The organism is Paracoccus sp. M683 (genome assembly GCF_007096355.1).
GTDB lineage: Bacteria > Pseudomonadota > Alphaproteobacteria > Rhodobacterales > Rhodobacteraceae > Paracoccus.
Map to the genome: position 1 here is coordinate 19273 of NZ_VKDF01000005.1, position 26327 is coordinate 45599.

General features: G+C 65.9%; 23 protein-coding genes. 14 read left to right on the forward strand and 9 right to left on the reverse strand.

The annotated features are described in order from the left end of the window. Positions 1-2 precede the first annotated feature (2 nt). The 7 genes from FNJ84_RS10455 to FNJ84_RS10485 form a co-directional block, all read right to left on the reverse strand. On the reverse strand, positions 3-1163 hold the full coding sequence (locus tag FNJ84_RS10455) for an iron-containing alcohol dehydrogenase (protein ID WP_143793082.1): 1161 nt from the start codon (positions 1161-1163) through the stop codon (positions 3-5). Then, positions 1160-2548 carry an aldehyde dehydrogenase family protein gene (locus tag FNJ84_RS10460; RefSeq protein ID WP_143793083.1) on the reverse strand — a complete coding sequence of 463 codons (1389 nt, stop codon included), beginning with the start codon at positions 2546-2548 and terminating at the stop codon, positions 1160-1162. Before FNJ84_RS10460 ends, FNJ84_RS10455 begins: the two co-directional genes overlap by 4 nt. A 23-nt stretch (positions 2549-2571) precedes the next feature. Further along, positions 2572-3933 carry a glutamine synthetase family protein gene (locus FNJ84_RS10465; RefSeq protein WP_143793084.1) on the reverse strand — a complete coding sequence of 454 codons (1362 nt, stop codon included), beginning with the start codon at positions 3931-3933 and terminating at the stop codon, positions 2572-2574. Between the two features lie 78 nt (positions 3934-4011). Then, entirely contained in the window at positions 4012-5061 is a 1050-nt protein-coding gene (locus FNJ84_RS10470; RefSeq protein ID WP_221931974.1) for a C4-dicarboxylate ABC transporter, read from the reverse strand. Positions 5062-5166: 105 nt separating this feature from the next. Beyond that, positions 5167-6504 (reverse strand): TRAP transporter large permease subunit, encoded by a 1338-nt coding sequence (locus tag FNJ84_RS10475; protein WP_143793086.1) that lies wholly within the window; start codon positions 6502-6504, stop codon positions 5167-5169. Next, positions 6501-7013: a TRAP transporter small permease subunit gene (locus FNJ84_RS10480; protein WP_143793087.1), complete on the reverse strand. Its 513-nt coding sequence runs from the start codon at positions 7011-7013 to the stop codon at positions 6501-6503. The genes FNJ84_RS10475 and FNJ84_RS10480 overlap by 4 nt, the downstream gene beginning before the upstream one ends. Before the next feature lie 22 nt (positions 7014-7035). Next, the gene (locus tag FNJ84_RS10485; RefSeq protein WP_143793088.1) at positions 7036-7794 is read right to left on the reverse strand and encodes a DeoR/GlpR family DNA-binding transcription regulator; all 759 of its coding nucleotides are present in this window, start codon (positions 7792-7794) and stop codon (positions 7036-7038) included. Between the two features lie 164 nt (positions 7795-7958). On the opposite strand from FNJ84_RS10485, the gene FNJ84_RS10490 reads away from it, so the two are divergent. Genes FNJ84_RS10490 through FNJ84_RS10500 form a run of 3 tightly spaced genes read left to right on the forward strand, consistent with a single transcriptional unit; the run spans position 7959 to position 12086 of the window. After that, complete coding sequence (locus FNJ84_RS10490; RefSeq protein WP_221931964.1) at positions 7959-9344, forward strand: NAD(P)/FAD-dependent oxidoreductase; 1386 nt, start codon at positions 7959-7961, stop codon at positions 9342-9344. Further along, positions 9334-10548, forward strand: a complete 1215-nt coding sequence (locus tag FNJ84_RS10495) for an FAD-dependent oxidoreductase (RefSeq protein WP_221931965.1) — start codon at positions 9334-9336, stop codon at positions 10546-10548. The genes FNJ84_RS10490 and FNJ84_RS10495 overlap by 11 nt, the downstream gene beginning before the upstream one ends. Beyond that, positions 10545-12086: an FGGY family carbohydrate kinase gene (locus tag FNJ84_RS10500; RefSeq protein ID WP_143793089.1), complete on the forward strand. Its 1542-nt coding sequence runs from the start codon at positions 10545-10547 to the stop codon at positions 12084-12086. The genes FNJ84_RS10495 and FNJ84_RS10500 overlap by 4 nt, the downstream gene beginning before the upstream one ends. Here FNJ84_RS10500 and FNJ84_RS10505 read toward each other — a convergent pair. Continuing rightward, entirely contained in the window at positions 12003-12806 is an 804-nt protein-coding gene (locus tag FNJ84_RS10505; RefSeq protein WP_185968492.1) for a DeoR/GlpR family DNA-binding transcription regulator, read from the reverse strand. The genes FNJ84_RS10500 and FNJ84_RS10505 overlap by 84 nt on opposite strands. Before the next feature lie 161 nt (positions 12807-12967). On the opposite strand from FNJ84_RS10505, the gene FNJ84_RS10510 reads away from it, so the two are divergent. After that, complete coding sequence (locus tag FNJ84_RS10510; protein WP_143793091.1) at positions 12968-14602, forward strand: Na/Pi cotransporter family protein; 1635 nt, start codon at positions 12968-12970, stop codon at positions 14600-14602. Between the two features lie 34 nt (positions 14603-14636). Here FNJ84_RS10510 and FNJ84_RS10515 read toward each other — a convergent pair whose 3' ends face one another. Then, positions 14637-15467 (reverse strand): helix-turn-helix domain-containing protein, encoded by an 831-nt coding sequence (locus FNJ84_RS10515; protein WP_143793092.1) that lies wholly within the window; start codon positions 15465-15467, stop codon positions 14637-14639. A 209-nt stretch (positions 15468-15676) separates the two neighbouring features. Here FNJ84_RS10515 and FNJ84_RS10520 point away from each other — a divergent pair, with 209 nt between their 5' ends. From FNJ84_RS10520 to FNJ84_RS10565, 10 genes are read left to right on the forward strand one after another with little or no spacing between them, the layout of a single operon-like run. Beyond that, positions 15677-16888, forward strand: a complete 1212-nt coding sequence (locus FNJ84_RS10520; RefSeq protein ID WP_143793093.1) for an amino acid ABC transporter substrate-binding protein — start codon at positions 15677-15679, stop codon at positions 16886-16888. 57 nt (positions 16889-16945) lie between these two features. Continuing rightward, a complete protein-coding gene (locus FNJ84_RS10525) occupies positions 16946-17815 on the forward strand; it encodes a branched-chain amino acid ABC transporter permease (RefSeq protein ID WP_143793094.1) in 870 nt (289 codons plus the stop codon). 3 nt (positions 17816-17818) lie between these two features. After that, positions 17819-18736 carry a branched-chain amino acid ABC transporter permease gene (locus FNJ84_RS10530; RefSeq protein ID WP_143793095.1) on the forward strand — a complete coding sequence of 306 codons (918 nt, stop codon included), beginning with the start codon at positions 17819-17821 and terminating at the stop codon, positions 18734-18736. Beyond that, positions 18733-19458, forward strand: coding sequence for an ABC transporter ATP-binding protein (locus FNJ84_RS10535; RefSeq protein ID WP_143793096.1), 726 nt, complete (start codon positions 18733-18735; stop codon positions 19456-19458). The genes FNJ84_RS10530 and FNJ84_RS10535 overlap by 4 nt, the downstream gene beginning before the upstream one ends. Continuing rightward, positions 19451-20170, forward strand: a complete 720-nt coding sequence (locus FNJ84_RS10540; protein ID WP_143793097.1) for an ABC transporter ATP-binding protein — start codon at positions 19451-19453, stop codon at positions 20168-20170. Before FNJ84_RS10535 ends, FNJ84_RS10540 begins: the two co-directional genes overlap by 8 nt. Before the next feature lie 51 nt (positions 20171-20221). Further along, positions 20222-21670, forward strand: coding sequence for an aldehyde dehydrogenase (locus FNJ84_RS10545; RefSeq protein ID WP_143793098.1), 1449 nt, complete (start codon positions 20222-20224; stop codon positions 21668-21670). Between the two features lie 14 nt (positions 21671-21684). After that, positions 21685-22719 (forward strand): TRAP transporter substrate-binding protein, encoded by a 1035-nt coding sequence (locus FNJ84_RS10550; protein ID WP_143793099.1) that lies wholly within the window; start codon positions 21685-21687, stop codon positions 22717-22719. After that, complete coding sequence (locus FNJ84_RS10555) at positions 22716-23228, forward strand: TRAP transporter small permease (RefSeq protein ID WP_143793100.1); 513 nt, start codon at positions 22716-22718, stop codon at positions 23226-23228. Before FNJ84_RS10550 ends, FNJ84_RS10555 begins: the two co-directional genes overlap by 4 nt. Next, the gene (locus FNJ84_RS10560; RefSeq protein WP_143793489.1) at positions 23228-24586 is read left to right on the forward strand and encodes a TRAP transporter large permease; all 1359 of its coding nucleotides are present in this window, start codon (positions 23228-23230) and stop codon (positions 24584-24586) included. Before FNJ84_RS10555 ends, FNJ84_RS10560 begins: the two co-directional genes overlap by 1 nt. 9 nt (positions 24587-24595) lie before the next feature. After that, entirely contained in the window at positions 24596-26296 is a 1701-nt protein-coding gene (locus FNJ84_RS10565; RefSeq protein WP_143793101.1) for a thiamine pyrophosphate-requiring protein, read from the forward strand. Positions 26297-26327 lie beyond the last annotated feature (31 nt).

The window sequence follows — 26327 nt, forward strand, 5'->3', positions numbered from 1 at the left end:
GATCAGACCGCGTCGGACATGGCTGCCTGAAACAGCGCGCGAGTGTTCTTTGCCGTCATCTTGACCGGGTTGCCGCCGCAGGACGGGTCTTCCAGCGCCATTTCGGTCAACTCGTCCAGCCGGCTTTCCTCGACCCCCATTTCGGCCAGATTGCCGGGAATGCCCAGTTCGGCGCGCAGTTCCAGCACGCGCCCACGGAATCCGGCGAAACCACCCTTGATGCCCAGATAATTCGCGGCACGGGTGATCTGGTTGCGGATGGCGGGGCGGTTGAAATCCAGCACCATGGGCATGACCACGGCATTCGTGGTGCCGTGATGGGTGCCATAGACCGCACCGACCGGATGGCTGAGGCTGTGAATCGCACCCAGTCCCTTCTGGAAGGCGACCGCACCCATGGCGGCGGCCGCCATCATATTGGCGCGGGCCTCGATATCATCGGGCGTGGCATAGGCGCGGGGCAGGTTTTCCAGCACCAGCCGCATGCCTTCCAGCGCGATGCCCTGACTCATCGGGTGGTAATGCGGGCTGCTGTAAGCCTCCAGACAATGCGCGAATGCATCCATGCCGGTGCCGGCGGTGATGGCGCGGGGCATGCCGACGGTCAGTTCGGGATCACAGATCGTGACTGCCGGCAGAAGTTTCGGGTGAAAGATGATCTTTTTCTTATGGGTCTGGCTGTTGGTCAGCACGCCCGCGCGGCCGACCTCGGACCCCGTTCCCGCCGTCGTGGGCACGGCGATGATCGGGGCGATGGTGTCGGGATTGGCGCGCGTCCACCAGTCGCCGATATCCTCCAGATCCCAGACCGAGACCGGCTGATCCACCATCAGCGCGATCATCTTGCCCAGATCCAGCGCCGAGCCGCCGCCGAAACAGACAACGCCGTCATGCCCGCCCGCGCGATAGGCGGCCAGCCCGGCCTGCATATTGCCCTCGTTCGGGTTGGGGTCGACCTCGGCAAAGACGGCGCGGCCAAGGCCGGCATCGTCCAGAATATCCAGTGCCTGCGCGGTGATCGGCAGGCTGGCCAGCGCCCGGTCGGTCACCAGAAGCGGGCGTTTCATGCCCACGGCCTTGCACTGATCGGCCAGTTCGCTGATGCGGCCGGCGCCGAATTTGACGGCGGTGGGATAGGACCAGTTGGCGCGGGGGCTGCTCATTGCGTGACCTTTTTCAGATGGAAGGATTTGGGGCGGGTGACGGCATGGAAACCAAGCGCGGACAGGCTTGCGCCCCGGCCGGTATCCTTCACCCCGGTCCAGCACAAGGCCGGGTCCAGATAATCGCAGCGGTTCATGAAGACGGTGCCGGTATCCAGCCGGTTGCCGATATCCGCCGCTCGGTCGGGGTCGGCTGTCCAGATCGACGCCGTCAGCCCGTAATCGCTGTCATTCATCAGCGCCACAGCCTGATCATCGCCCGTGACCTTCATGATCCCCACGACCGGGCCAAAGCTTTCCTCGCGCATGACCCGCATGTCATGGGTCACATCGACCAGCACCTGCGGGGCCAGATAGGCGCCGCCGTCATCCGCCGGAAAATCGCCCTGCGCGATCAGCGGGCGGGCGCCTTGGGCCAGGGCCTCGGCCACCTGATCGCGGACGATGCGGGCAAAGCGGGTATTGGCCATCGGCCCCATGGTCGTCTCGGCCAGGGTCGGATCGCCAAGGTTCAGGCCGCGCACCCAATCCGTCGCCTTGGCAATGAAATCGTCATACAGGCTTTCATGCACATAAATCCGTTCAATCCCACAGCAGCACTGCCCCGAATTGAACATCGCCCCATCCATCAGCCCGTTCACGGCAGCATCCAGATCGGCATCCTCGGCGACATAGCCGGGGTCCTTGCCGCCCAGTTCCAGCCCGGTGCCGGTGAAACCGCCCGCCGCCGCGCGTTCGATCGCCTGACCACCACCGACCGAGCCGGTGAAGTTCACGAAACCGAATGCGCGGTCGCGGATCAGTGCTTCGGTGGTCGCGTGATCCAGCACGAGGTTCTGGAACACGTCTTCCGGCACGCCGCCTTTATGCATGGCCTCAGCCAGCCGCTCGCCCGCCAGCAGGGTCTGGCTGGCATGTTTCAGCACCACCGAATTACCCGCCATCAGCGCCGGAACAACGGCGTTGATCGCCGTCAGGAAGGGATAATTCCAGGGCGCAATCACAAACACCACGCCAACGGGCGCGCGATGCAATTCGCGGCGGAAACGGTCGCTGTCCTCGACCACCTGCGGGGCCAGAGCCTGTGCGGCGATGCCGGCCATATATTCGGCGCGTTCGCGCACGCCGCCCATTTCGCCGCCGTAGCGCACGGGGCGACCCATCATCCGGGCCAGTTCCGGCACGATCTGGTCGTTCATGGCAATCAGCGCCTCGACGCCCGCCATGACCAGCGCCACACGTTCGGCCAGCGGGCGCGCGGCCCATGAGGGTTGGGCGGCGCGGGCGCGTTGGGCGGCGGCGCGTGCCTGATCGGTGGTCAGCACCGGGCGTTCGACATAGACCGCGCCATCCACGGGCGAGATCAGCTTGATCGTGGCAGTCATCTTGCGGCTTCCATTTCTGCGCCTCAGGCGCGTTCGAATCCTCGGGCAAGTTCCCAATCGCTTACCACGCGGTTTTGTTCTTCTATCTCCCAAAGCGCGGCGCGGTGATAGTGGGCCATCACGTCCTGCCCAAAGGCCGCGCGCAGCATGTCCGATCCCATCGCCGCCGCCGCCGCATCGCCAAGCGTGCGCGGCACCTGCGGGGCGTCGGCGACCAGATAGGCATCGCCCGTCAGGGGCGGATCAAGCGTCATTCCCTTGTCGATCCCGTCCAGCCCGGCGGCCAGCAGCGCGGCGCAGGCCATATAGGGGTTCAGATCGGCCCCGCCGATGCGACATTCGATCCGCACGGCCTTGCTGCCCTCGCCACACAGGCGGAAGCCGGCGGTTCTGTTGTCCACGCTCCATACTGCGCGGGTGGGGGCGAACGTGCCGGTGACGAAACGCTTATAGCTGTTGATATTCGGCGCAAGGAACAGGGTGATGGCGCTGGCATGGGCCAGTTGCCCCGCGACATAGGATTTCATCAGCGCGGACATGCCAAGCGGATCGCCCGCATCGACAAAGGCATTCGCGCCGTCGCGGAAAAGCGACTGATGCACATGGGATGAACTGCCGACCTTGTCGTGGTGATACTTGGCCATGAAGGTGGCTGACCGCCCTGCCTGCCGCGCAATGTCATGCGTCGCGGCCTTGATCAGCACATGCATATCGGCCGCATCCAGCGCGTCGGAATAGCGGGCGTTGATCTCGTGCTGGCCGCGTTCAGCCTCGCCCTTGGAACATTCGACGGGCACGCCGGCATCGTAAAGCCCGTTGCGCAGCGCGCGCATCACCACCTCGTCGCCCGCGGTTTCGGTCAGGGCGTAATCGACATTATAGCGCGCGGTGGGCGTCAGGTCGCGATAACCGCTGTCGAACAGTTGCTTGAAGCTTTCCTCGAACATGAAGAACTCAAGCTCGGTGGCCATCATGGGTTCCAGCCCCATGGCGCGGGCGCGGGCGACCTGAGCGGCCAGCACGTTGCGGGGGGCGTGGGGCACCGGCTGATGGCTGTGATGATCCAGCAGATCGGCCATGCACAGCGCCGTGCCGGGCGCCCATGGCAGGCGGCGCAGCGTGGTCAGATCGGGGCGCATGACATAATCGCCATAGCCCTTTTCCCAGCTGGCCGAAGCAAAGCCCGGCACGGTGAACATTTCGTAATCCGTGGCCAGCAGATAGTTGCAGCAATGCGTTTCATCATGGGCATCCAGAAAATGCCGCGCGTGAAAGCGCTTGCCCATCAGCCGGCCCTGCATGTCGATCAGCGCCACGGCGACCGTGTCGATCTCGCCCGCGTCGATGGCGGCTTTCAGGCTGTCGAGGGTCAGGTTTGCGGGCATGGTTCACCTCCGTTCGGATAAGGCCGGGCGCGGCGGATGACCCGCGCCCGGCAGTCGCAATGCGGAAACAGGGCCGCCCTAGCGATAGGGATAGCCGGCCTTTTCCATATTCGCGGCGTAATCCTTGAAGGCCTGAACCACGCGGCCGGCGCGCTCGCTGGAGCCGGCGACCTCGTCCCAGAAGCCCTCGGCATCCTTGGTGACCTGTGCCCATTCTTCCTCGGGCAGGCTGGTCAGTTCCATTTTCTCGCCCTCGACCCGCAGCTTGGCCTCGCCACCCCAATACCAGACATTGCGGTAGTAATGGGACTGGTCGATGGTGATGCGGAACAGTTGCTGCAAATGCGGCGGCACCTTTTCCCAGCTTGCCGTATTGGCGAAATAGCTGCCGAACCACGCGCCGGTGACGGAATTGGTCAGCGCATAGTTGCAGACATCGGCCCAGCCCACCTCATAGGCTTCGGTAAATCCGCACCATGCGACGCCGTCCAATTCGCCCGTCTGCATGGCGACTTCGACGTTGTCCCATGGGATCGTCACCGGGATCAGCCCGTAACGCGACAGGAACTTGCCCGCCGTGGGCACGCCAAAGACGCGCAGGCCCTTCATATCCGCCAGACTGCGGATCGGCTTGTCCACGGTGAAGATATGCAGCGGATCCCATGCGCCGCTTGACAGCCATGTGACGTTGTCGACCTCGCCGTAAGCCTCGGCCCAGATCTCGTTCAGCCCGTAGTAGTTGAACAGCGCAGGCACATCCAGGCTGTAGCGCGTGGCAAAGGGGAAATACCCGCCAAAGACCGAGATGTCGACCGGCGAGGCCATCGTCGCCTCGTCCGATTGCACCGCGTCCAATGTGCCGTTCTGCAAGGCGCGGAACAGGTCGGCGGTGGGAACAAGCTGGTCGGCGTAATACAGTTCGATCTCCATCTCGCCATTGGCGGCGGCGTTGAATGCCTCGATCTGCGGCTTGATGACATGGGCGCCAAGCGGGGCGCCGGAATAGGATTGCAAACGCCATTTGATCGGCGCGCCTTGTGCCAGCACTGCCGGCGCGGCAAGGGTCGAGGCTGCGGCCGCCCCCGCGCCAAGACCCGCGCGCTTCAGAAACTCGCGCCGGCCGGACAGGATGCGTTCGGATGGGGTAATCAGCTTCTTGGTCATGTCGTTTCTCTCCGATGTTGGGGTTGCGACCCTCTTGCCGGGGTCTTTTGGGGGGTGTTTTGCGGGGGGTCAGCCCCTGACGCTCATATGTTCGGGCAGCCACATGGCGAGGCCCGGCCAGATCATCACCAGTATGATGGTCAGCACCATCATCAGCGCAAAGGGCCAGATCGAGCGATAGATATCGACCAGCGTGATTTCCTTGGGCGCGAGTGATCGCATCAGGAACAGGTTATAGCCGAAGGGCGGGGTGATATAGGCGATCTGGCAGGTGATGGTGTAAAGCACGCCGAACCAGATCAACTGGTTGTCGATGCCCAGATCCAGCGAGCCGACCAGCGGCACATAAAGCGGCGCGACGATGACCAGCATGGCGGTGTCATCAAGAAAGATGCCCATCAGGATAAAACTAAGCTGCATCATGATGATGACCTGCCAGGGCCCCATATCCCATGTGTTCAGGAACAGATTCTCGATTGCCCGCACGGCACCCAGCCCGTCGAACACCGCGCCAAAGGCCAGCGCCGCAAGGATCAGCCACAGGAACATGCAACTGACGCTGAGCGTTTTCAGCGAGGTGTCCTTGATCAGCTGCCACGTCACCCGACCTTTCAACAGCGCGGCCAGCGTTGCCGCCGTTGCCCCCACGGCAGAGCTTTCGACCAGCGAGGTATAGCCCATGACGAACAGGCCGGTCATGGTGAAGAAGATCAGGAAGGGAATGATCCCGGCCCGCGCCAGTGCCAGCTTTTCCGAAAGCGGCATGTTCAGTTCTTCCTCGTCGACGACCGGGGCCAGCGCCGGGTTCATCCGTGCTCGGACAAGGATATAGATCACGAACATCGCCGCCATGATCAGGCCGGGCACCAGTCCCGCGAACCACAGTTTCGACACTGGCTGGCGTGCGATCATGCCGTAAAGCACCATCACCACCGAGGGCGGGATCAGGATGCCAAGCGACGCGCCGCCCTGCACCACGCCCGAGATCAGCACCTTGTCATATCCGCGCCGCAGCATTTCCGGCAGGGCGATGGTCGCGCCGATGGCCATGCCGGCGACCGACAGCCCGTTCATGGCCGAGATGATCACCATCAGCAGAATGGTTCCGATGGCCAGCCCGCCGGGAAGCCGGCCGAACCAGACATGAAGCATCTTGTACAGATCTTCCGCGATGCCCGATTCCGACAGCACGTAACCCATATAGATGAACATCGGCAGGGTCAGCATGGCGTACCAGTTGAACAGCTTGAACACCTGGTTAAACGGCAACTCTATCGCGCCTTGCCCATACAGCAGCAGCGCCGCACCGGCGGCGACAAAGCCGATGGCGGCAAAGACCCGCTGGCCACTGACCAGCAGAAGCACCATGGATGCGAACATCAGAAGGGCTATGGCCTCATAGCTCATGCGATCGGCTCTCCCTTCAGGGTGGCCCAGTGCTTGAAGACCAGCGAAAAGGCCTGAAGCAGCATCAGCACGAGGCAAAAGACCATCAGCGCCTTGATCGGAATGACCGAGGGGTTCCACATGGAAAACCGCCTCTCATCCGTGGCGATGGCGTATTGCAGGCTGCTGATCCCGCCGGCCAGCATCACGCCCAGATAGAAGATCAGGCACCAGACGGTGATCAGGTCCAGCCGCGCGCGACCGCGTTCGGACAGGTGTGAATACAGCAGGTCCATGCGCACATGGTCGTCATGCTTCAGCGTGAAGGGGCCGCCCAGGAAATAATAGGCGGCCAGCGTGAACTGGGTCAGCTCGATCGCCCAGTGAACGGGGATATTGATGACATTGCGCGTCACCGCATCCAGCAGCAGCGTCGCCCCCATCACGAAGATCAGCGAGGCCGCAAGCCAGCCGGCCCAATCGCTGACCCGGTCCACGACGCGCACATATCTGCGAATGATTTCCGGCATCGTCCCCTTCTTTCCCTTGCTTTCAGACCCAGACCTTGACGCCCCGCGACCCGAACCCGGCGCGTTCCGCCCCGCCAACGCGGTCATCGGTGATGACCAGACCGATCTCGTCGGTCCGGCAGACGGTAAAGGCAGCGCGGCGACCCAGTTTGGTGCTGTCGGCCAGGATGATCAGGTTGCGGGCATTGGCCACCATCGCGCGGGCAATCTGGGCCTCGTCATGGCTGGCATCCATGGCGCCGATCTCGGGTGACAGGGCGGCGACGGTCAGCACGCAATGATCCGCCTGAAAATCGCCCACCTGTCCCAGGGCCGCCGGCCCCACGGTCTGCGCATTGCCGGCGACATAGCGCCCGCCCAGCAGATAGATAGCGGCATCCGACCCCTGCTGCGACAGGGCGTCGGCCAATTGCCAGGAATTCGTGATGATCGTCAGCCCCGGTATCGCCGCCAGCGCCGGCGCGGCCGCAAGCGTGGTCGAGCCGGTATCGACGAACAGCGTGTCGCCCGGTTCAATCGCATGGGCAAGCCGCTGGCCGATCCGGGTCTTTTCGGCATTGGCCAGCGCCGCGCGCACCGGCATGCTGGGTTCGGCAAGCAACCGCGTGCTGCGCGCCCCGCCATGAACCTTCATGATCCGTCCGGCCTGTGCCAGTCGCGACAGATCGCGGCGGATGGTCTCGGTCGATACGGTGAACCGTTCTGCCAGCTGCTCGACGCTGGCCGAGCCCTGTTCCTGAATGATGCTCTCGATTTGCAGCCGTCGGTCGCGTGGCTTCATCGCTGTCCCATTCCTTTCCTCCATGCGACCCCACGAGCATCGCCCGTGTCAACATATTTCCCTGATCAAGGGGCAATTTTGCCGAAAATAACTTGCGGTATGGGCAAGATGCTTGCCCATTCGGGCAACTGACGGCTACAACCATCACAGAGGCGGAGGCGGCATTGGCAACGGATACCGGGTTCGATGTGGCAGTGATCGGGGCGGGCGTGGTCGGTTGCGCGATTGCCCGGCGCTTTGCCGTCGATGGGGCGCGGGTGCTGCTGCTGGAACGTGCCCATGACGTGCTGGACGGCGCGTCCAAGGGCAACAGTGCCATTCTGCACACGGGTTTTGATGCGCCTGGGGACAGTCTGGAACTGGATTGCATCCGTGCCGGCCATGCCGAGTATCTGGACATACATGACCAGCTGAACCTGCCTCTGGATCGGTGTGGCGCGCTGGTTCTGGCCTGGACCGATGAAGAACAGGCCGCGCTGCCCGCGCTGATGGCACAGGCCCGCGCCAACGGCGTGACCGACATTCAGCCGATGGACCGCGAGGCGCTGCTGGCGGCCGAGCCGAACCTGGCGCCCTCGGTCCGGGCCGGGTTCCGGGTGCCGGGCGAGGCGCTGATCGACCCCTGGTCGGCAGCCCATGCCTATCTGTATCAGGCGATCGCCCATGGCGCGCAGCTGCGCTGCCGGGCCGAGGTCACGGGCGGGCGGCGGCTGTCGGATCGCTGGCAGTTGCAGACCACTGTGGGCGAGGTTCAGGCGGCGCTGGTCGTCAACGCAGCCGGGTTGTGGGGCGACCATGTCCAACGGCTGCTGACGGGGGAAAGCTGGTTCCAGATCCGCCCGCGCAAGGGGCAGTTCATCCTGTTCGACAAGCCCGCCGCGGCGCTGGCCAGGCATATCCTGCTGCCGGTGCCCAGCAAGGTGACCAAGGGCGTCGTGGTCTGCCGCACGGTGTTCGGCAACCTGCTGGTCGGTCCCACCGCCGAGGAACAGGACGACCGCGATACCGCCATGCTGATCCCCGAGACGCTGGCGGCGCTGCGTCAGACCGGGCAGGCCATTCTGCCCGCGCTGGCCGGGCAAGAGGTGGCGGCCGCCTATGCCGGCCTGCGCCCTGCGACCGAGGAAAAGGGCTATCGCATCCGCGCCGATCGGGGGCAGGGGCTGGTTACGGTGGGCGGTATCCGCTCGACCGGGTTGTCGGCGGCTTTGGGCATCGCGGCCCATGTGGCGCGGCTGGTGGGGGGCGCGGCCAGGCGGCAGCCCGATCACTGGCCGCAGATGCCGGTGCTGGCGCAGGGTGGGCGGCGCGACTGGCGCGACGCCGGGAATGAGGGCATCGTCTGCCATTGCGAATGGGTCACGCAGCGAGAGATTCTGGCCGCGCTGGATGCCCCTGCGCCGGCCAATTCTTTGGCCGGATTGAAGCGACGGACGCGGGTGACGATGGGGCGCTGTCAGGGTTTTTATTGCTCGGCCCGGCTGGCACAGCTGACCGAGGGCCGGTTCACGCAACCCTTCTGCGGCGGGGAGGATGGCAATGCAGGCTGACATTGCCATCATCGGCGCCGGGCCGGCGGGTCTTGCCGCCGCGACGCGGTTGGCCGCGCAGGGCATCGGCCGGGTGGCGGTGATCGAACGCGAGCCGCAGCCCGGCGGCATCCCGCGTCATTGCGGCCACTCGCCCTTTGGCATGCGTGAATTTCACCGGATTCTGGGCGGGCAGGCCTATGCCGCCCGGCTGGCGGCTGGTGCGCGTGCCGCCGGGGCGACGATCCTGTGCGACACCACCGCCATCGCGCTGCTGCCCGGACCGGCGCTGGAACTGTCCGGCCCCGGCGGCGTCACCCGGCTGTCGGCGCGGGCGGTGCTTCTGGCCACCGGCACGCGCGAATCCAGCCGGGTGCAGCGGATGATCGGCGGGCAAAAGCCCGGCGGCATCCTGACGACCGGCGCGCTTCAGGGCATCGTTCACCTGAACCACCAGCGGCCCTTTCTGCGCCCGGTGGTGCTGGGCACGGAAGTGGTTTCCTTCTCGGCACTGCTGACCTGTCGGCAGGCGGGCATCCGTCCCGCCGCCATGATCGAGCCGGGACCGCGCGTCGTCGCCCGTCGCGGCGCCGGCCTGCTGCCGCGCCTGTTGGGTGTGCCGCTGATGCTGACGACGCGGATCACCCGGATCATCGGGCGCGACCGGGTCGAGGCGGTTGCCGTCGAGGGGCCGGACGGCGCGCATCAGATCGCCGCCGACGGGGTGCTGCTGACCGGCGCTTTCCGGTCCGAGGCCGGGTTGCTGGCCATGGCGGGGCTGGCGCTGGACCCGCTGTCCACCGGCCCCGTGATCGACAGCTTCGGGCGGTTGGATCAACCGGGCTTTTTCGCCGCCGGCAATCTGCTGCGTCCGGTCGAAACCGCCGGTGCCTGCTGGGCCGAGGGCCTGCGCGCCGCAGATGCCATCGCCGCCCATCTGGCCGGCGCGCTGCCAGGCCGTGCCGGGGCGTTGCCGCTGCGGATCGACGGCGACGCGATCCGCTATGCCTTGCCGCAGCTGATCCTGCCGGCGGGACCGGGCCGGCATGACCATATCCAGTTGCGCGTCGCCCGCCCGGTCGTGGGCGAGTTGCGCCTGATGCAGCAGGACCGCGTCATTGCCCGCCAGCGCATCGACGCACGACCCGAAAGGCGCGTTACCATGCCAATCCCTCCGGGGTTGGGGCAGGGCCCGCTGGTCTTGGCACTGGAGAAACGCAGGTGAAGGTTCTGGCGATTGATCAGGGCACGACCTCGACCCGCGCCTTCCTGGGCGGGGCCGAGGGGACCGGGCTGCGGCTGCTGCGGCAGATCCGCCACCGCCAGAACCTGCCCAGGCCCGGCCATGTCGAACATGACCCCGCAGAACTGCTGCGCAATGTCGCCGATTGCGCCACCGCCGATGTCGAACTGGTCGCGCTGGCCAATCAGGGCGAAAGCTGCCTCGCCTGGGATGCCCGTGATGGTCGCCCCATCAGCCCGGTGATCGTCTGGCAGGACCAGCGGACCGAGCCGATGCTGCGCACGCTGCGCGATGCCGGCGCCGGCCCCGAGGTAATGGCCCGCGCCGGACTGCCGCTGGACGCCTATTTCTCGGCGGCAAAGCTGGGCTGGATCCTGCGGCACAGCCCCGAGGCGGGCGACCTGCTGCGGCAGGGACGATTGCGGCTGGGCACCACCGACGCCTTTTTTCGCGACCATCTGACCGACCGGTTCGAGACGGACATCGCCACGGCCTCGCGCACGTCGCTGATGAATCTGGAAACAGGCGCCTGGGACGAACGGCTTTGCGCGCTGTTCGGCGTGCCCATCCAGGCGCTGCCGGCGATCACGCCCACGGCGGGGGATCTGGGATGGCTGCCCTCGGGGGCGCGGCTTGTCGCCAGTCTCGTCGATCAGCAGGCCGCGCTGTTCGGCCATGGTTGCCGCCAGCCGGGCGATGCCAAGGTCACCTTCGGCACCGGCGCCTTCGTGCAGGCGCTGACCGATGGGCTGGTCCGGCCGATCCAACCGGGCCCCTTGCCCACCGTGGCCTGGCAATTGCCCGATCAGCCGGTCTGCTATGCGCTGGATGGGGCGGTCTATACGGCGGCGGCGGCGGTGGATTGGGCGCGCGATCTGGGCTTGTTTCAGGACTTCGCCGAGATCAGCGATTTCGCCGGCCCCGCCGCCATCGACAGCGGGCTGATCTTTTTGCCGGCGCTGGCGGGTCTGGCTTGTCCGCATTGGGATCGGCAGACCCGTGGCGCCTGGTTCGGGTTGTCACTGGAGACCGGCCGCCAGCAGATGATGCAGGCGCTGATCGAAGGCATCGCGCTGCGGGTGGCCGAAAATCTGCGCGCGATCGAGGCGATCCAGCCCTTGCGCCGGGTCTCGGTCGATGGTGGCATGGCGCGCAACGACTATCTGCTGCGCTTTCTGGCCGGGTTGACGCGCCGCCCCCTGATCCGCGCGGCCGAGGTGGAAACGACCGCACTTGGATTGGTGCAGATGGCGCTGCACGCCGAAGGGATCCGGCAGGTGGCGGATGGTGATGGCCTGCCTGCGCCTGTGCGGCCCGCGCCTTTGCCGAGCGCGCGCGCGCAGGCCGCGACCCGGATGCACCGCTTTGCCCTGCTGCGCGACGGGATGACCGATCTGGCGCGGCAGATGACCGAGGATCCCGATCAGCAGCCCGGATCAATCGGCAATGCTGATCCGGGTGCCGGCGGCCTGCAAGGCCCGCGCCAGATCGGCGGGGGGCGCGCGGTCGACCAGGACTGAATGCAACTGATCCAGATCCGCCGTCTTGCGAAAGCCCGAGCCGCCGAACTTATCGCCATGGATCAGCAGATGGCGCTGTGCCGCCTGGGCCAGCATCCTGCGCTTGATCGCGGCAAAGCCGGGCACCGTTTCCAGCACCCCGCCGATATGCAGCGCCGTGGCGCCGATCATGGCGCGATCGACATGATAGCGGGCCAGAAATTCCAACGCCTCGTCGCCGATCACGGCGGATTCACGGGCCAGATAGTCGCCCGGACACAGGATCACGCTGGCCCTGTCACTGCTGCCAAGGGTCATGGCGATATGCAGCGAATTGGTGATCACCCGGCAGGGCGTCCCGGCAAAGGCCAGAAACCGCGCCATCTGCAAGGTGGTCGAGCCGGAATCGACCATCAGCGTCTCGCCCGGTTGGACCAGCCCGGCGGCAAGCCGGCCGATCCGTTCCCGTTCTATCCGCCTGTCGCGCTGGCGTTCGTCCAGCGAAGGATAGGGCCCTGGCACCGGCCGCGAGGCACCGCCATGGGCGCGGTCGATCAGCCCCTTGCCCGCCAGCGCATCGACATCGCGGCGCACCGTCTCGGTCGAGACGCCGAAACGTTCGGCCAGTTCGGAAATGCGCAGATGCGGCCGCAACTTCAAATCAAGCAGGATCTGCTTGCGCCGGTCGGCCTTGCGCAGCCGCGGCAAGGCAGAGGTTTTCAGCTGGTCCAGTTGCGTCATGCGGTCCGACATCCATAGGCGTTGTCGTCACTGTCGTGGTCAGCCCGTTCAGATTGTTGGCAATTGCCAATTATGGCAAGAAAAAATGTTGCATATACAACATTTCGGTGTTGCTGTGGCGGCAGGGCCGTCAACGGCCCTGTGATCACGGATATCGGTGCATGATCCTGTTCATGGTGAATCTGGCCGGGGCGGTGGCCCTGCTGCTTTTCTCGGTGCGGATGATCCGAACCGGGGTCGAGCGGGCGTTCATGTCACCGCTGCGGCGGCTGCTGCGCCGGGCGACCGGGTCGCGGTTGCGGGCGGTGGCGGCGGGGGCTGGCTCGGCGGTGCTGCTGCAAAGCTCGACCGCGGTGGCGATGCTGACGGCGGGTTTCGCAGCCACCGGCACGCTGTCGATCATTGCCGGGGTGGCGCTGATCCTTGGGGCGGATCTGGGCTCGGCCATTGCCGCGCAGATCCTGCTGTCGCCGATCCATTGGCTTGTGCCGGTGTTGCTGATTCTGGGCGTGACTCTGTTTTTGAAAGCCGAATCCCGCCGTCCCCGGCAGGCCGGCCGCATTCTTGTCGGCCTTGCGCTGGTGCTGCTGTCACTTTCCCTGATCCGCGAGGCGACCGAGCCGCTGCGCGACAACCCGCTGGTCGATGCCGTGCTGGGGCGGCTGGGCAGCGATCCGGCCTCGGCCTTTCTGCTGGCGGCGCTGATCACCTATGCGATGCATTCCTCGATCGCGGCGGTGCTGATGTTCGTCACCTTCGCCGCGCAGGGGTTGCTGCCCGACAATGCGGCGGCGGCGATGGTGTTGGGTGCCAATCTGGGCGGGGCGGCCATCCCCTTTGTGCTGACCATGCGTGGCGAGCGGCGGGCGCGGCAGATCATGCTGTCGAACCTGCTACTGCGCGGTGGCGGGGCGGTTGCGCTGCTGCTGGTGCTGCTGGCCCGGCCCGATCTTCTGGCCTTGCTGGGCGCGGGGGCGGCGCGTCAGGCGATCAACCTGCATCTTGCCTTCAACCTGACGGTTGCCCTGCTGGCGCTGCCTTTCATCCCTGCCGTGGCGCGGTTGGCCGACGCGCTGCTTCCTGCCGGGCGCGGCAGCGCCGAGGACCGACCAAGCGCGCTGGACGAACAGATGCTGTCCAATCCGCCGCAGGCCCTGATCAATGCGCAGCGCGAATTGCTGCGCATGGCCGAGGAAACCCATCTGATGCTGCAACCCGTGCTGGGCCTGTTCCAGACCTGGGACGGCGCCATCTCTGACCGGATCGCCGCGCGCGAGCAGCAGGTGGACCGGATGCATTATGACATCAAGCTGTATCTCTCGCGGCTTAGCGAGGCCGATTTGACGGCCGACCAGTCGCGCCGCGCCATGGCGATCACCATGATCGCGAACCATCTGGAAGATGCCGGCGACCAGATTTCGGCCAATCTGGTCGATCTGGCACGGCGGATGCATCAGCAGGGCGTGGTATTTTCAGCCGACGGGCTGCGCGAATTGACCGATTTTCATGATCGCGTCCTGTCCAATGCGCGGCTTGCGCTGAACGTGCTGATGACCGCCGACAGCGAAATCGCGCGCCAGCTGATCGAGGAAAAGGACCGCACCCGCGCAGCCGAGCAGGACTTGCAGAATGCACATCTGGCGCGGCTGCGGGCCAATAACCGCGCCTCGGTCGAGACGACGAACCTGCATCAGGAAACCGTCCGGGCGTTGAAGCAGGTGAATACCGATTTCACCTATGTCGCCTATCCCATCGTCGAAGAGGCCGGCGACCTGCGTGCCAGCCGGCTGGCCTAGCGGCATCGCCCGCCCGCCCGCCCGGTCGCCGCCGTCACGGCCATGCCGCATAGGATGGCGCGGGTTCTGCCCGCCGTGCCATCCTTCGCCGATAGCGTGATGGCGGCTCGCCCTGCATCCTGTTGAAAAATCGGTTGAAATAGGCCGGGTCGGTGAACCCGAGGCGAAAGCCGACCTGTGACACCGGCAGGCCGGAATGGGTCAGCAGCTGCACGGCCTCGCGCAGCAGCGCCTCGTGCAGCCAGGCTTGCGGCGATTTGCCGGTGGCGCGGCGGACGGCGGCGGCAAGCCGGTCGCGGGTGACGCCAAGCGCATCGGCGTAATCGCCGACCTGCCAATGATCGCGCAGATGCAGACCCGCCAGCCGGATAAAGCCCTGCACCAGGCCGCCGGGCACCGCATCGGGTCGCGCGCGCCCCTCTTTTGCAGCGCGCCACAGGCAGATCATCAACATGGCGATCAGATGCTGGGCCATCATGCCGGCACCCGGCGCGTCCTCGCCCAGTTCACGGCGCAACTCGGCCATACGGTCGGTGGTGGCGGTCTGGGCAGTGCCAAGGGTGGCCGACAGATCGGTCCGCAGCAGCAGCGCCATTTCCTCGCCAAAGGCGCTGGCGGGCATGGCGGTGGACAGCGCGCCCTGGGACAAAAGCAGGATCTCGCCCCGGCTGCCTGGCGACAGGCGCAGCTCGCCGGCCGCTCCGGGTGCCAGCCAGAACAGGCGCGGCGCCTCGAACCGCATGTTGCCACCGTCACGCCGCACATCCCCGCGGCCGGCATCCAGAACCACCAGACAGGCCAGGCGCGCGCCGATCCCATAGGTGGTCTCGGACAGGGGGCTGCGCACCTGAATCGGCATCAGCATGGGTGCGGCAGGACGAGGGTGATGCGGCTCTGACAAGAGGTCTCTAATGGCGAAATGCGACGTATTGGTCCAATTATTAATATTATAAGTGCATTTTATGAAGCTAAGAAAGCGCCTAGCCTTATTTCCAGGGCGGCCGTGCCCGACCGGGGGGGGAAGGTGTGCGGCCACCCAACAATGATGCCCAAGGTATCAATCGGAGGATAGAAATGACGATGACATCACGACGCGCCCTGCTTGGGGCGTTGCCGATGACGATTGCGCTGTCCCTGGCCCTGCCGGGAGTTGGTGCCGCGCAGGACGTGGTGCGGATCGGCTATGCCGTGGCCAAAAGCGGACCCAATGCAACGGGCGCTGGCATCACCACCATTCCGAACTATCAGATGTGGGTGGCCGAGGTGAATGCCCAGGGCGGGCTGGAAATGCCCGATGGCAGCCGCCGGATGATCGAGGTGGTGGAATATGACGACCGCTCGAATACCGAGGATCTGGTCCGCGCCATTGCCCGGCTTGCCGAACAGGACAAGGTAGATCTGATCCTGCCGCCATGGGGAACCGGGCCGAACCTGGCCATTGCGCCGCTGATGGACAAGGCCGGCTATCCGCATCTGGCGGTCACCTCGGTCACTGACAAGGCGCCGGAATTTGCCGACCGGTGGAAGCGGTCCTTCTGGATGCTGGGCGGCGGGCATGACTATGCCGAGGCGCTGGTCCAGACGCTTGTGGCCGCGCGCGAGGCCGGGCAGATCAACGATCAGGTTGCGATGATCTCGGTCGCGGACGGGTTCGGCATCGACCTGGTCAGCGCCGCCCGCCCGGCCTTTGAAGCGGCCGGCTTCACCCTTGCCTATGACGAGACCTATCCACTGGGCACCTCGGACTTCGCGGCGATCATGAACGAGGTTCAACGCTCGGGCGCCGACAGTTTCGTGGCCTTTTCCTATCCGCCGGGCAGCTTCGGCGTGACCAAGCAGGCGCAGACCATGGGTTATAATCCCAAGGTCTTTTACGTCGGCGTCGGCGGGGCTTTCCCGAATTTCCCACAGGTCGCGGGTGGCAAGGCCGGGGGCGTGATGTCCATCGGTGGCGTCGACTCGGCTTCGCCCGCCATTCAGGATTATTTCCAGCGCCATACCGACAGCGCGGGCAGCCCGCCCGACAGCTGGGCCAGCGCCGTGACCTATGCCTCGCTTGAGGTGCTGGAACAGGCGGTCCAGCGGGTTGGGCTGGATCATCAGGCGCTGGCGCAGGAAATCGCCACCGGGACGTTTCAGACCGTCGTGGGCGATCTGAAGATGCAGGACAATCAGCTGCGCGACCTGTGGTGGGTCGGCCAGTGGCAGGGCGACAAATTCGTCGCCGTCAACCCGGCCGAGCGTCAGGGCGCGACAGCCCCCGTCATCCCCAAGCCCGAATGGTAACAGGCCGGGGCCGGGCGCGTGCCGCGTGCCCGTCCGCCCCGCCTGCGAGGAACTGACATGCTTGCTTCGACACTTGCGCTGGGGATTATCCTTGGCGGCACCTATGCGCTGTTGGCCATGGGCCTGACCCTGCAATACGGCATCGCCCGGATCCTGAACCTTGCCTATGGCGAGTTCATGCTGCTGTCCTGCTTTGTGGTGACGGGGCTGTTCACGGCCTGGGGCATCGGCCCGCTGCTGGGGTTGCTGGTGGTCACGCCGGCAGGCTATGCGCTGGGCTGGCTGGTCCATGCCGGCATGATGAGCCCGCTGTTGCGGCGCGGCGATGCCGGCCGGCTGGAGGTCGACACCATCCTGGCCACATTCGGGCTGCTGTTCGTGTTGCAGGGGATCATGCTGATCGTCTTTGGCAGCGATTTCACATCCTACAGCTATCTCGATCAGGGCGTATCGCTGCTGGGGGTGACGGTGGCGGCCAACAGGCTGGTTGCGCTGGCGGTTTCGCTGGCCATCGGGCTGGGACTTTATGCGGTGCTGATGCGCAGCAATTGGGGCCGGGCGATGCGCGCCGTGGCGCTGGCGCCGCAAAGCGCCTGGCTGGTCGGCATCGACGTGGACCGGATGGGCAGACAGGGATTTGCGCTGGGCGGCGCGCTGGCCGCCGCGGGCGGGGCGCTGGTTTCCATGTTCCTGACCTTCTCGGCTGCTGATGGCGTGGTGTTCACCATGAAGGCCCTGATCGTGGTCATCATGGGCGGTGTGGGCAATGTGCTGGGCGCGCTGGTGGCGGGGCTGCTGCTGGGGCTGGCCGAGGTCTTAGTCGCCGCTTTCATCGACCCCGGACTGACGCTGGCCGCGACCTATGCGCTGTTTCTGGTCGTGTTGCTGTGGCGGCCGACGGGGCTGTTCGGCCGGGTGGGGGGCTAGGCCATGGGATATGTTTTTTCCGCAATCGCCTTTGCCCTCTTGGCCGTGCTGCCGCTGTTTGCGGGGGATTATGGCACCGGGCTGCTGGTCGGGCTGATGGGCTATGTCGTGCTGGCCAGTGCCTGGGCGCTGTTTTCGGGGCCGACGCGCTATGTCTCGCTGGCGACGGTCGCCTTCTTTGGCGTGGGTGCCTATGTCGTGGCCGTGCTGAACGAGGTGCTGCCCTATCCGGTGGTGCTGTTCTGTGCTGCGCTGACCGGGGCCGGGATGGCGCTGGTCGTGGGGCTGTCGACACTGCGGCTTGCGGGGATCTATTTCGTCATCTTCACCTTCGGCCTGGCCGAGCTGGTGCGCCAGCTGATCACCTGGTTCGAGGTCAACGTGACCGGCACCCTGGGCCGCTATATCTTTCTGGATCTGACGGCGCGCGACATTTATTGGCAGCTGCTGGCGCTGGCCGTGCTGACATTGGGCGCGGGCTGGTGGATCAGGCGGTCACGGCTGGGGCTGGCGCTGCGGGTGATCGGCGATGACGAGGTGGTTGCCGCCCATGCCGGCATCCCGGTGGCGCGGACCAAGCTGGTGCTGTTCGTCATCTCGGCCACGATCATCACTTTGGTCGGCGCCGTGCAGGCCCCGCGTTGGGTCTATGTCGAGCCCTCGATCGTGTTCAACCCGACGGTCAGTTTTCTGACGGTGATCATGGCGCTGCTTGGCGGGGCCAACCGGCTGTGGGGCCCGGTCGCCGGTGCCGTACCGCTATTTCTGCTGTTCGAATGGCTGTCGGCACGGTTCCCCGATCATTTCTCGATCCTGCTGGGGCTGATGTTCCTGGCCGTGGTCTATGCGCTGCCCGATGGCGTGCTGGCCGCGTTGGAACGTATCCGCCGACCGTCCGTGCTGAAGGAGACCAAGGCATGATCCTTGAAACGCAGGGGCTGACAAAACGCTTTGGCGGGCTGGTCGCGGTCGATGGCGTGTCGCTGGCGGTGCGGCCGGGCGAGGTGCTGGGGCTGCTGGGGCCGAACGGCTCGGGCAAGACGACGCTTTTGAACCTGATCTCGGGGGCGTTGCGGCCCTCGGGCGGAGGGCTGCGGATCGGCGGGCACGACATGACCGGCGCGCGGCCGGACCGGATCGCGCGGGCTGGCGTTGCGCGGACCTTTCAGCTGGTGCGCATCCTGCCTTCGCTGACGCTGAAGGAAAATGTGATGGTGCCCGCGGCCTATGGGCCGGACCGGCTGTGGGGTGATCTGCTGGCGGCGCGGGTGCGCGATTGCCTGTCGGCCGTCGGGCTGGACGCACGGGCGGATCAAAGCGCGGGCGATCTGACCTATATCGACCAGAAGCGGCTGGAATTGGCCCGAGCGCTGGCAGCCCGACCGCGCCTGTTGCTGCTGGATGAATGGCTGGCCGGGCTGAACCCGACCGAGCTGCAAGACGGCATCGCCCTGATCCGCAAGCTGTCGGGCGACGGGCTGACCATCATCATGGTCGAACATATCATAGACGCCGTGCGCGCCCTGTGCCCGCGATCAGTGGTGATGAATTCGGGCCGGCTGATCGCGGATGGCCCCACCTCCGAGGCGCTTGCGGACCGTCATGTCATCGCCGCCTATCTGGGAGAGGATGCCGATGCTTGAGATCGAGAATCTCGCCGTCAGCTATGGCATGCACCGGGCGCTGGACGGGGTAAGCATGCGGGTCGGGCGCGGCGAATGCGTGGTGATCCTTGGCGCCAACGGGGCGGGAAAATCGTCGCTGCTGAAGGCGGTGGGTGGCATTGTGCCGGCCATCGGCGGGACGATCCGGCACGAGGGCGCCGACATGGCCCCCGTGCCGCCCTTTGCCATGGTCGAGCGCGGCATCGCGCTGGTCCCCGAGGGGCGCGGAGTCTTTAGCCGGATGAACGTGGCCGACAACCTTGCGCTTGGCGCCCATCCGGCGCGTGCACGCGAGGGGGCCGACCGCCGCCGGGCCGAGGTTCTGGCCCTGTTTCCGCGTCTGGCCGACCGCTCGCGCCAGATCGTCGGCACCATGTCGGGGGGCGAGCAGCAGATGGTCGCCATCGCCCGCGCGCTGATGAGCAAGCCCGACCTTCTGCTGCTGGACGAACCCAGCCTTGGGCTGGCGCCCATCGTGGTGAAAGAGGTGTTCGCCGCGCTGGCCCGGATCCGCGAGACCGGGCTGACGCTGGTGATCGTGGAACAGAATGTGCGCGCCACGCTGCGGCTGGCCACACGCGGCTATCTGCTGGAGGCAGGGCGCGTCGTGGGCGAGGGCACGGCGCAGCAGTTACAGAATGACCCGGCCGTGCAGCGGGCATTTCTGGGAGGAGTTGCGGCGGGGGCGTAAGCAACTGGCACCGACCCCGCCATTGCAGTGAGTGGAAAGAAAGGAATATCTGTGGAAAGTCTGAACCTGTTTATCAATGGCGAACATGTAAGCGCCGAGAATGAGCGCGTTTTTGAACGCGCCAACCCGATCACAGGTCAGGTCGCGACCCGCGCGGCAGCCGCCAGCAAGGCCGATGCGATCCGCGCGGTCGATGCCGCCGCCGCTGCCTTTCCGGGTTGGGCCGCCGTTCCGCCCGGCCAGCGTCGCCGCATGCTGCTGAAGGCGGCCGAGGCACTGGAGGGTCGGGGCGATGACATCGTTGCCGCAATGAAGGCCGAGATCGGCGCGACCGAGTCCTGGGCGCGGTTCAATGTCATGCTGGCCACCGAAATGCTGATCGAGGCGGCAAGCCTGTGCACCCAGATCAAGGGCGAGATCCTGCCCACCAACCGCCCCGGCTCGACCGCCTATGCGGTGCGCCAGCCGGCGGGGGTGGTGCTGGCCATGGCCCCCTGGAACGCGCCGGTCATTCTGGGCGTGCGCTCGATCGCGACGCCCCTGGCCTGCGGCAATACGGTGGTGATGAAAACCTCGGAACTGTGCCCCCGCACCCATGCGCTGATCCTGGAAGCCGTGGCCGAGGCCGGGCTGCCCAAGGGCGTGGTGAATGCCATCTCGAACGCACCCGAGGATGCGGCCGAACTGGTCGAGACGCTGGTTGCACAGCCCGCCGTGCGCCGGGTGAATTTCACCGGCTCGACCCGCGTGGGCCGGATCATCGCGGAACTGTGCGGCCGGCATCTTAAGCCGGCGCTGCTGGAACTGGGCGGCAAGGCGCCCTTCATCGTGCTGGATGATGCCGATATCGACGCGGCGGTTGCGGCGGCCGGTTTCGGGGCCTTCATGAACCAGGGCCAGATCTGCATGTCGACCGAACGCATCATCGTGATGGACGCCATCGCCGATGATTTCGTGGCGGCCTTTGCCCGCAAGGTCGAAAGCCTGCCCGCCGGCAACCCGGACGAGGCGCGCGCGCCTCTGGGCAGTCTGGTGAACAGCGCCGCCGCCGACCGCATCCGCGACCTGACGCTGGATGCCGTGACCAAGGGCGCGCGGCTGATCGGCGGGGGCGGCGATGGCACCTTGCTGAACGCCGCCGCGCTGGACGGGGTGACCCCCTCGATGCGGCTTTATGCCGAGGAAAGCTTTGGCCCGGTCGCCGCGATCATCCGCGTGGGCAGCGTTGACGAGGCCGTCCGCGTCGCGAATGAAAGCGATTTCGGCCTGTCCGCCGCCGTGTTCGGGCACGACCAAAGCCGCGCATTGGCCGTCGCCAAGCGCATCGAAAGCGGGATCTGCCATGTGAACGGCCCCACCGTTCATGACGAGGCGCAAATGCCCTTTGGTGGCATGAAGGAAAGCGGCTACGGTCGTTTCGGCGGCATTTGGGGGGTGAACGAATTTACCGAACTTCGCTGGATCACCACGCAAGATGGCGATCTGCATTACCCGATCTGACAAGGGAGGAGACGATGGGGAAACTGACGAAACTGGCACTGGGTGCTACGCTGGCCATGCTGACCGGCGGCGGTGCATGGGCGCAGGAATATGTGTTCAAGCTGCACCATTTCCTTGGCGCGGGCGCACCCGCCCAAACCGACATGCTGGAACCCTGGGCCCGCGCGGTCGAGGAAAACTCGGGCGGGCAGGTCAAGATCGAGATCTATCCCTCGATGACGCTTGGCGGCCGCCCGCCCGAGCTGATCAACCAGGTCCGCGACGGGGTGGTCGATCTGATCTGGACCGTCAACGGCTATACGCCGGGGCTGTTTCCGCGCACCGAGGTGATGGAACTGCCCTTCGTCTATGTCAACGATCCGGTGGCGGCCAATCTGGCGCTGTTCGACATGTATGACGAACATCTTGCCCCCGAATATCAGGGCGTCGAGCCGATGTTTCTGCATGTCCATGCCGGCCAGGCGATGCAGATGGTCGACAAAGAGGTGCGCAGCCCCGCCGATCTGGCCGGCCTGAAGCTGCGCATTCCCACGCGAACCGGTGCCTGGGTGATCGAGGCGCTTGGCGCGCAGGCCGTGTCGATGCCGGTGCCCGACCTGCCGCAGGCCCTGTCCAAGAAGGTGGTCGACGGCGCGCTGATCCCGTGGGAAATCATCCCGGCGCTGAAGGTCCAGGACCAGACCGATTTCCAGATCGAGGGTTTTGACAAGGCGCGGCTTGGCACGACGACCTTCCAGGTCTCGATGAACAAGGCGCGTTGGGATGCGCTGCCCGCCGATATTCAGCAGGCCTTCCGCGATGCCTCGGATCGCGATTGGGTTGCCGAGGTGGGGCGGATCTGGCGCGACATCGACGAACGCGGCATCAAGGTCGCGACCGATGCCGGCAACACCCATGTGACCCTGACCGAAGAGGAAACCGCCGCCTTCCAGACAGCACTGGAACCCGTGGTGCAGCGCTGGATCACGGATGTGTCGGGGCAGGGTATCGACGGCGCGACGCTGGTCGAAACCGCTCGCGGGCTGATCGCCCAGAATACCGGCCAATGAACTTTGCCGACGAGGAAACACAGGGCCGCAGCGGAATTTCCGCTGCGATCGCCCGGCTGGTGACAGGCTGGGCGCTGTTGGGCGGGTTGCTGCTGCTGGCGGTGGTTCTGGTCAATGCGGCAACGGTGCTGGGCGGCATCTTCGGCTTTGCGGTGCCCGGCGATTTCGAACTGACGGAAATGGGCGTGGCCATCGCCGTGTTCGCCTTTCTGCCCTATTGCCAGCTGACCGACGCCAATGTCACCGCCGATATCTTCACCGCCCGCGCCTCGCGGCCGGTTCTTGGGGTGCTGCGGGCGCTGGCCTCGGCCATCGCCTTTGGCTTTGCCGCCATCCTTTTGTGGCGCATGGGTTTGGGCATGCTGGACCAGAAAGCCTATAACTATACCACCACCATTCTTCAGATCCCGATCTGGTGGGCCTTTGTGCCGGCGCTGATCTCGATCGGGTTGCTGATCGCGGCCGCCGCTGTCAGCCTGAGCGATGCCCTGCGCGAGATCCGCCAATGATCAGCGATCCGATCACATTGGGCATCACCGCGCTGGTCATTCTGGTTGCGTTGATCGCCATCCGCATCCCGGTCGCCTATGCTATGATCCTTGTCGGCGGCGCCGGCGTGGCGCTGGTCAATGGCCCGCAACTGCTGCTGAGCCAGTTGAAGACCCTGGCCTATGGGCAATTCTCGATCTACGACCTGTCGGTCGTGCCGATGTTCGTGCTGATGGGCGAATTGGCCACCGTCGCGGGCCTATCCACGGCGCTGTTCAGGGGGGCGAATGCCTGGCTGGGCTGGATGCGCGGGGGCACGGCCATGGCCGCCATCGCCGGATGCGCCGGTTTCGGCTCGGTCTGCGGATCGTCGCTGGCCACGGCCTCGACCATGGGCAAGGTGGCGCTGCCGGAATTGCGACGCTATCGCTATTCGCCCGCGCTGGCGACGGGATCGCTGGCGGCAGGGGGGGTGCTGGGCATCCTGATCCCGCCCTCGGTGGTGCTGATCGTCTATGCCGTCATCGTCGAGGCCAATATCGTCACCATGTTCGCCGCGGCGCTTTTGCCCGGCATCATGGCGGTGATCCTGTTCATCGTCACCATCGCCATCTATGTCCGCATCCGCCCCGAGGCAGGCCCGCCCGGCGGTGCTGCCGACCGGGCCGAGTTCATCGCGGCGACGATGGGCCTTTTGCCGGTGATGGTGATCTTCGGGCTGGTGCTGGGCGGCATCTATGCCGGGTTCTTCAACCCCACGCCCGCCGCTGCGATCGGGGTGTTCCTGGTCTGGCTCTATGGCACGGTGCGGCGGTTGATCGGGCGGGCGGAACTGACCGAGGCGCTGAAATCCACCGCCAGGACCAGCGGCATGATCTATCTGATCCTGCTGGGCGCGGAACTGATGAAGATCTTCATGTCCCGCATCGGCTTGCCGCAACAGGCCGCCGCCTGGATCGCGGAAAGCGGCATGGCGCCGATGGCCGTCATGGTGTTGCTGCTGGTGGCGCTGATCCTGCTGGGCTGTCTGATGGATTCGCTGTCGATGATCCTGCTGGTCATCCCCTTCTTCTGGCCCATGCTGATGGAGATCAACGGCGGCATCTATCAGGGTGCCGAGGGCGCCGGCTTCGGCATGAGCACCGAGGATCTGAAGGTCTGGTTCGGCATTCTGGCGCTGATCGTGGTGGAACTTGGGCTGATCACGCCGCCGGTGGGGATGAATGTGTTCATCATCTCGGCCATGGCCAAGGATGTGCCGATGATCGAGACCTTCAAGGGCGTCGCGCCCTTCTTTCTGGCCGAGCTGCTGCGCGTGGCGCTGTTGCTGGCCTTTCCGGCGCTGACATTGTGGCTGCCCTATCTGTTAAGGGGATAGAGAGACGACATGACCGAACCTACCGTAACTGCGGGGGGCGCGATCTTCCCGCGTCTCAAGGCGCTTGGCGTGGATGTGGTCTTTGCCAATTCCGGCACCGATTTCCCGCCCATCATCGAGGGGTTGGCCCAGGCCGCCGCCGATGGGCTGGATCTGCCTCAGGCGCTGGTCATGCCGCATGAACAAGCGGCGTTGGGCATGGCCCATGGCTATTACCTGATGACGGGCCGGGCGCAGGCTGTGATGCTGCACACCAATGTGGGGCTGGCCAATGGCGCCATCGGTGCGATCAACGCGGCCTGTGAACATGTGCCGATGATCCTGATGTCCGGCCGCACGCCGGTGACCGAACAGGGCCGTTTCGGTGCGCGCACCGTGCCGATTGGCTGGGGGCAGGAGATGCGCGATCAGGCGGCGCTGGTGCGCGAGGCCTGCAAATGGGAATATGAGCTGAAATTCCCCGAACAGATCGCACAGCTGCTGGACCGCGCCCAGGCCATCGCGGAAAGCACGCCCAAGGGCCCGGTCTATCTGTCGATCCCGCGCGAGGTGCTGTGCGAACAGATCCCCGAGGCGGGGCTGGACGCCCCACCCCTGATGCGTCCGGCCGCCGCCGCGCCCGATCCGGCCGCGCTGGCGCAATTGGCGGGCTGGCTGGCGCAAGCGCGCGCGCCTCTGGTCATCGCGCAGCGCGGGGCAGGGGATGCGGACAGCTTTGCAGCCTTTGCCGATTGGGCGCAGGACTGGGGTATCGCTGTCTGTTCCTGGTGGGCCACCCATCTGCCGATCGCGACCGATCATCCCTGCCATGTCGGTGCCGATCCGGGGCCGTGGCTGGCGGATGCCGATGTGGTCGTGGTGCTGGATTGCCTTGCGCCATGGATGCCGGATGCACATGGCCCGCGCGCCGATGCGAGGATCGCCCATATCGGACCCGATCCGTTGTTCCACCGCTTTCCGGTCAGGAATTTCCGCGCCGACCTGGCAATCACAGGCGAAAGCGCCCAGACCATCCCGGCGCTGATCGGCGCCATGTCGGACCTGCCGCGTGACGAACCGGCCATCGCCGAGCGCCGGGCACGTCTGGCGCAGGCCTCGGCTGCGCAGCGGGATGCGCTGGTGGCGGCTGCCGTGCCTCAGGGCGACCGGCTGACCAAGGCCATGGTCAGCCGCGTGCTGGGCGAGGCGCTGGATGCGCAGGACGCGCCAAGCACCGTCTTTTCGGAACTGGGTGCGATGCTGGGCACATTGCCCCGCCGCGATCATCGGTCGTGGTTTCAGGAACCTCATTCCGGCGGGTTGGGCTGGGCGTTCCCCGCCGCGCTTGGCGCGCAACTGGCCGATCCGGGGCGGCTGTGCGTGGCGACCATGGGAGATGGCAGCTATATGTTCGCCAATCCGGTGGCCTGCCACCAGATCGCCGAGGCGCTGGATCTGCCGGTGCTGATCATGGTGCTGAACAATGGCGAATGGGGCGCGGTGCGCCAGTCGGTCGCGGGGCTTTACCCCGGCGGGGCGGCCGCGCGGGCCAATACCATGCCGCTGACCGGCCTGACGCCCAGCCCCGATTTCTGCAAGGTGGCCCAGGCCAGCCGCGCCTTCACGCGCGAGGTGCGTGAACCCGGTGATCTGCGCGCGGCTCTGGATCAGGCCTTGCAGGTGGTTCAGCAGGAACGGCGCAGCGCCCTGCTGAACGTGCTGATCGCCTGAGCCCGGTGCAAGCTGGCCGGCGGCCTGCCGC

Bases quoted from the DNA above. Each gene is read 5' to 3' on its own strand.
- FNJ84_RS10565 (WP_143793101.1), top strand. From the start codon at position 24,596: ATGACCGAACCTACCGTAACTGCGGGGGGCGCGATCTTCCCGCGTCTC.
- FNJ84_RS10550 (WP_143793099.1), top strand. From the start codon at position 21,685: ATGGGGAAACTGACGAAACTGGCACTGGGTGCTACGCTGGCCATGCTG.
- FNJ84_RS10455 (WP_143793082.1), bottom strand. From the start codon at position 1,163: ATGAGCAGCCCCCGCGCCAACTGGTCCTATCCCACCGCCGTCAAATTC.
- FNJ84_RS10520 (WP_143793093.1), top strand. From the start codon at position 15,677: ATGACGATGACATCACGACGCGCCCTGCTTGGGGCGTTGCCGATGACG.
- FNJ84_RS10525 (WP_143793094.1), top strand. From the start codon at position 16,946: ATGCTTGCTTCGACACTTGCGCTGGGGATTATCCTTGGCGGCACCTAT.
- FNJ84_RS10485 (WP_143793088.1), bottom strand. From the start codon at position 7,794: ATGAAGCCACGCGACCGACGGCTGCAAATCGAGAGCATCATTCAGGAA.
- FNJ84_RS10480 (WP_143793087.1), bottom strand. From the start codon at position 7,013: ATGCCGGAAATCATTCGCAGATATGTGCGCGTCGTGGACCGGGTCAGC.
- FNJ84_RS10505 (WP_185968492.1), bottom strand. From the start codon at position 12,806: ATGACGCAACTGGACCAGCTGAAAACCTCTGCCTTGCCGCGGCTGCGC.
- FNJ84_RS10530 (WP_143793095.1), top strand. From the start codon at position 17,819: ATGGGATATGTTTTTTCCGCAATCGCCTTTGCCCTCTTGGCCGTGCTG.
- FNJ84_RS10515 (WP_143793092.1), bottom strand. From the start codon at position 15,467: ATGCTGATGCCGATTCAGGTGCGCAGCCCCCTGTCCGAGACCACCTAT.
- FNJ84_RS10540 (WP_143793097.1), top strand. From the start codon at position 19,451: ATGCTTGAGATCGAGAATCTCGCCGTCAGCTATGGCATGCACCGGGCG.
- FNJ84_RS10465 (WP_143793084.1), bottom strand. From the start codon at position 3,933: ATGCCCGCAAACCTGACCCTCGACAGCCTGAAAGCCGCCATCGACGCG.
- FNJ84_RS10510 (WP_143793091.1), top strand. From the start codon at position 12,968: ATGATCCTGTTCATGGTGAATCTGGCCGGGGCGGTGGCCCTGCTGCTT.
- FNJ84_RS10495 (WP_221931965.1), top strand. From the start codon at position 9,334: ATGCAGGCTGACATTGCCATCATCGGCGCCGGGCCGGCGGGTCTTGCC.
- FNJ84_RS10535 (WP_143793096.1), top strand. From the start codon at position 18,733: ATGATCCTTGAAACGCAGGGGCTGACAAAACGCTTTGGCGGGCTGGTC.
- FNJ84_RS10555 (WP_143793100.1), top strand. From the start codon at position 22,716: ATGAACTTTGCCGACGAGGAAACACAGGGCCGCAGCGGAATTTCCGCT.
- FNJ84_RS10460 (WP_143793083.1), bottom strand. From the start codon at position 2,548: ATGACTGCCACGATCAAGCTGATCTCGCCCGTGGATGGCGCGGTCTAT.
- FNJ84_RS10475 (WP_143793086.1), bottom strand. From the start codon at position 6,504: ATGAGCTATGAGGCCATAGCCCTTCTGATGTTCGCATCCATGGTGCTT.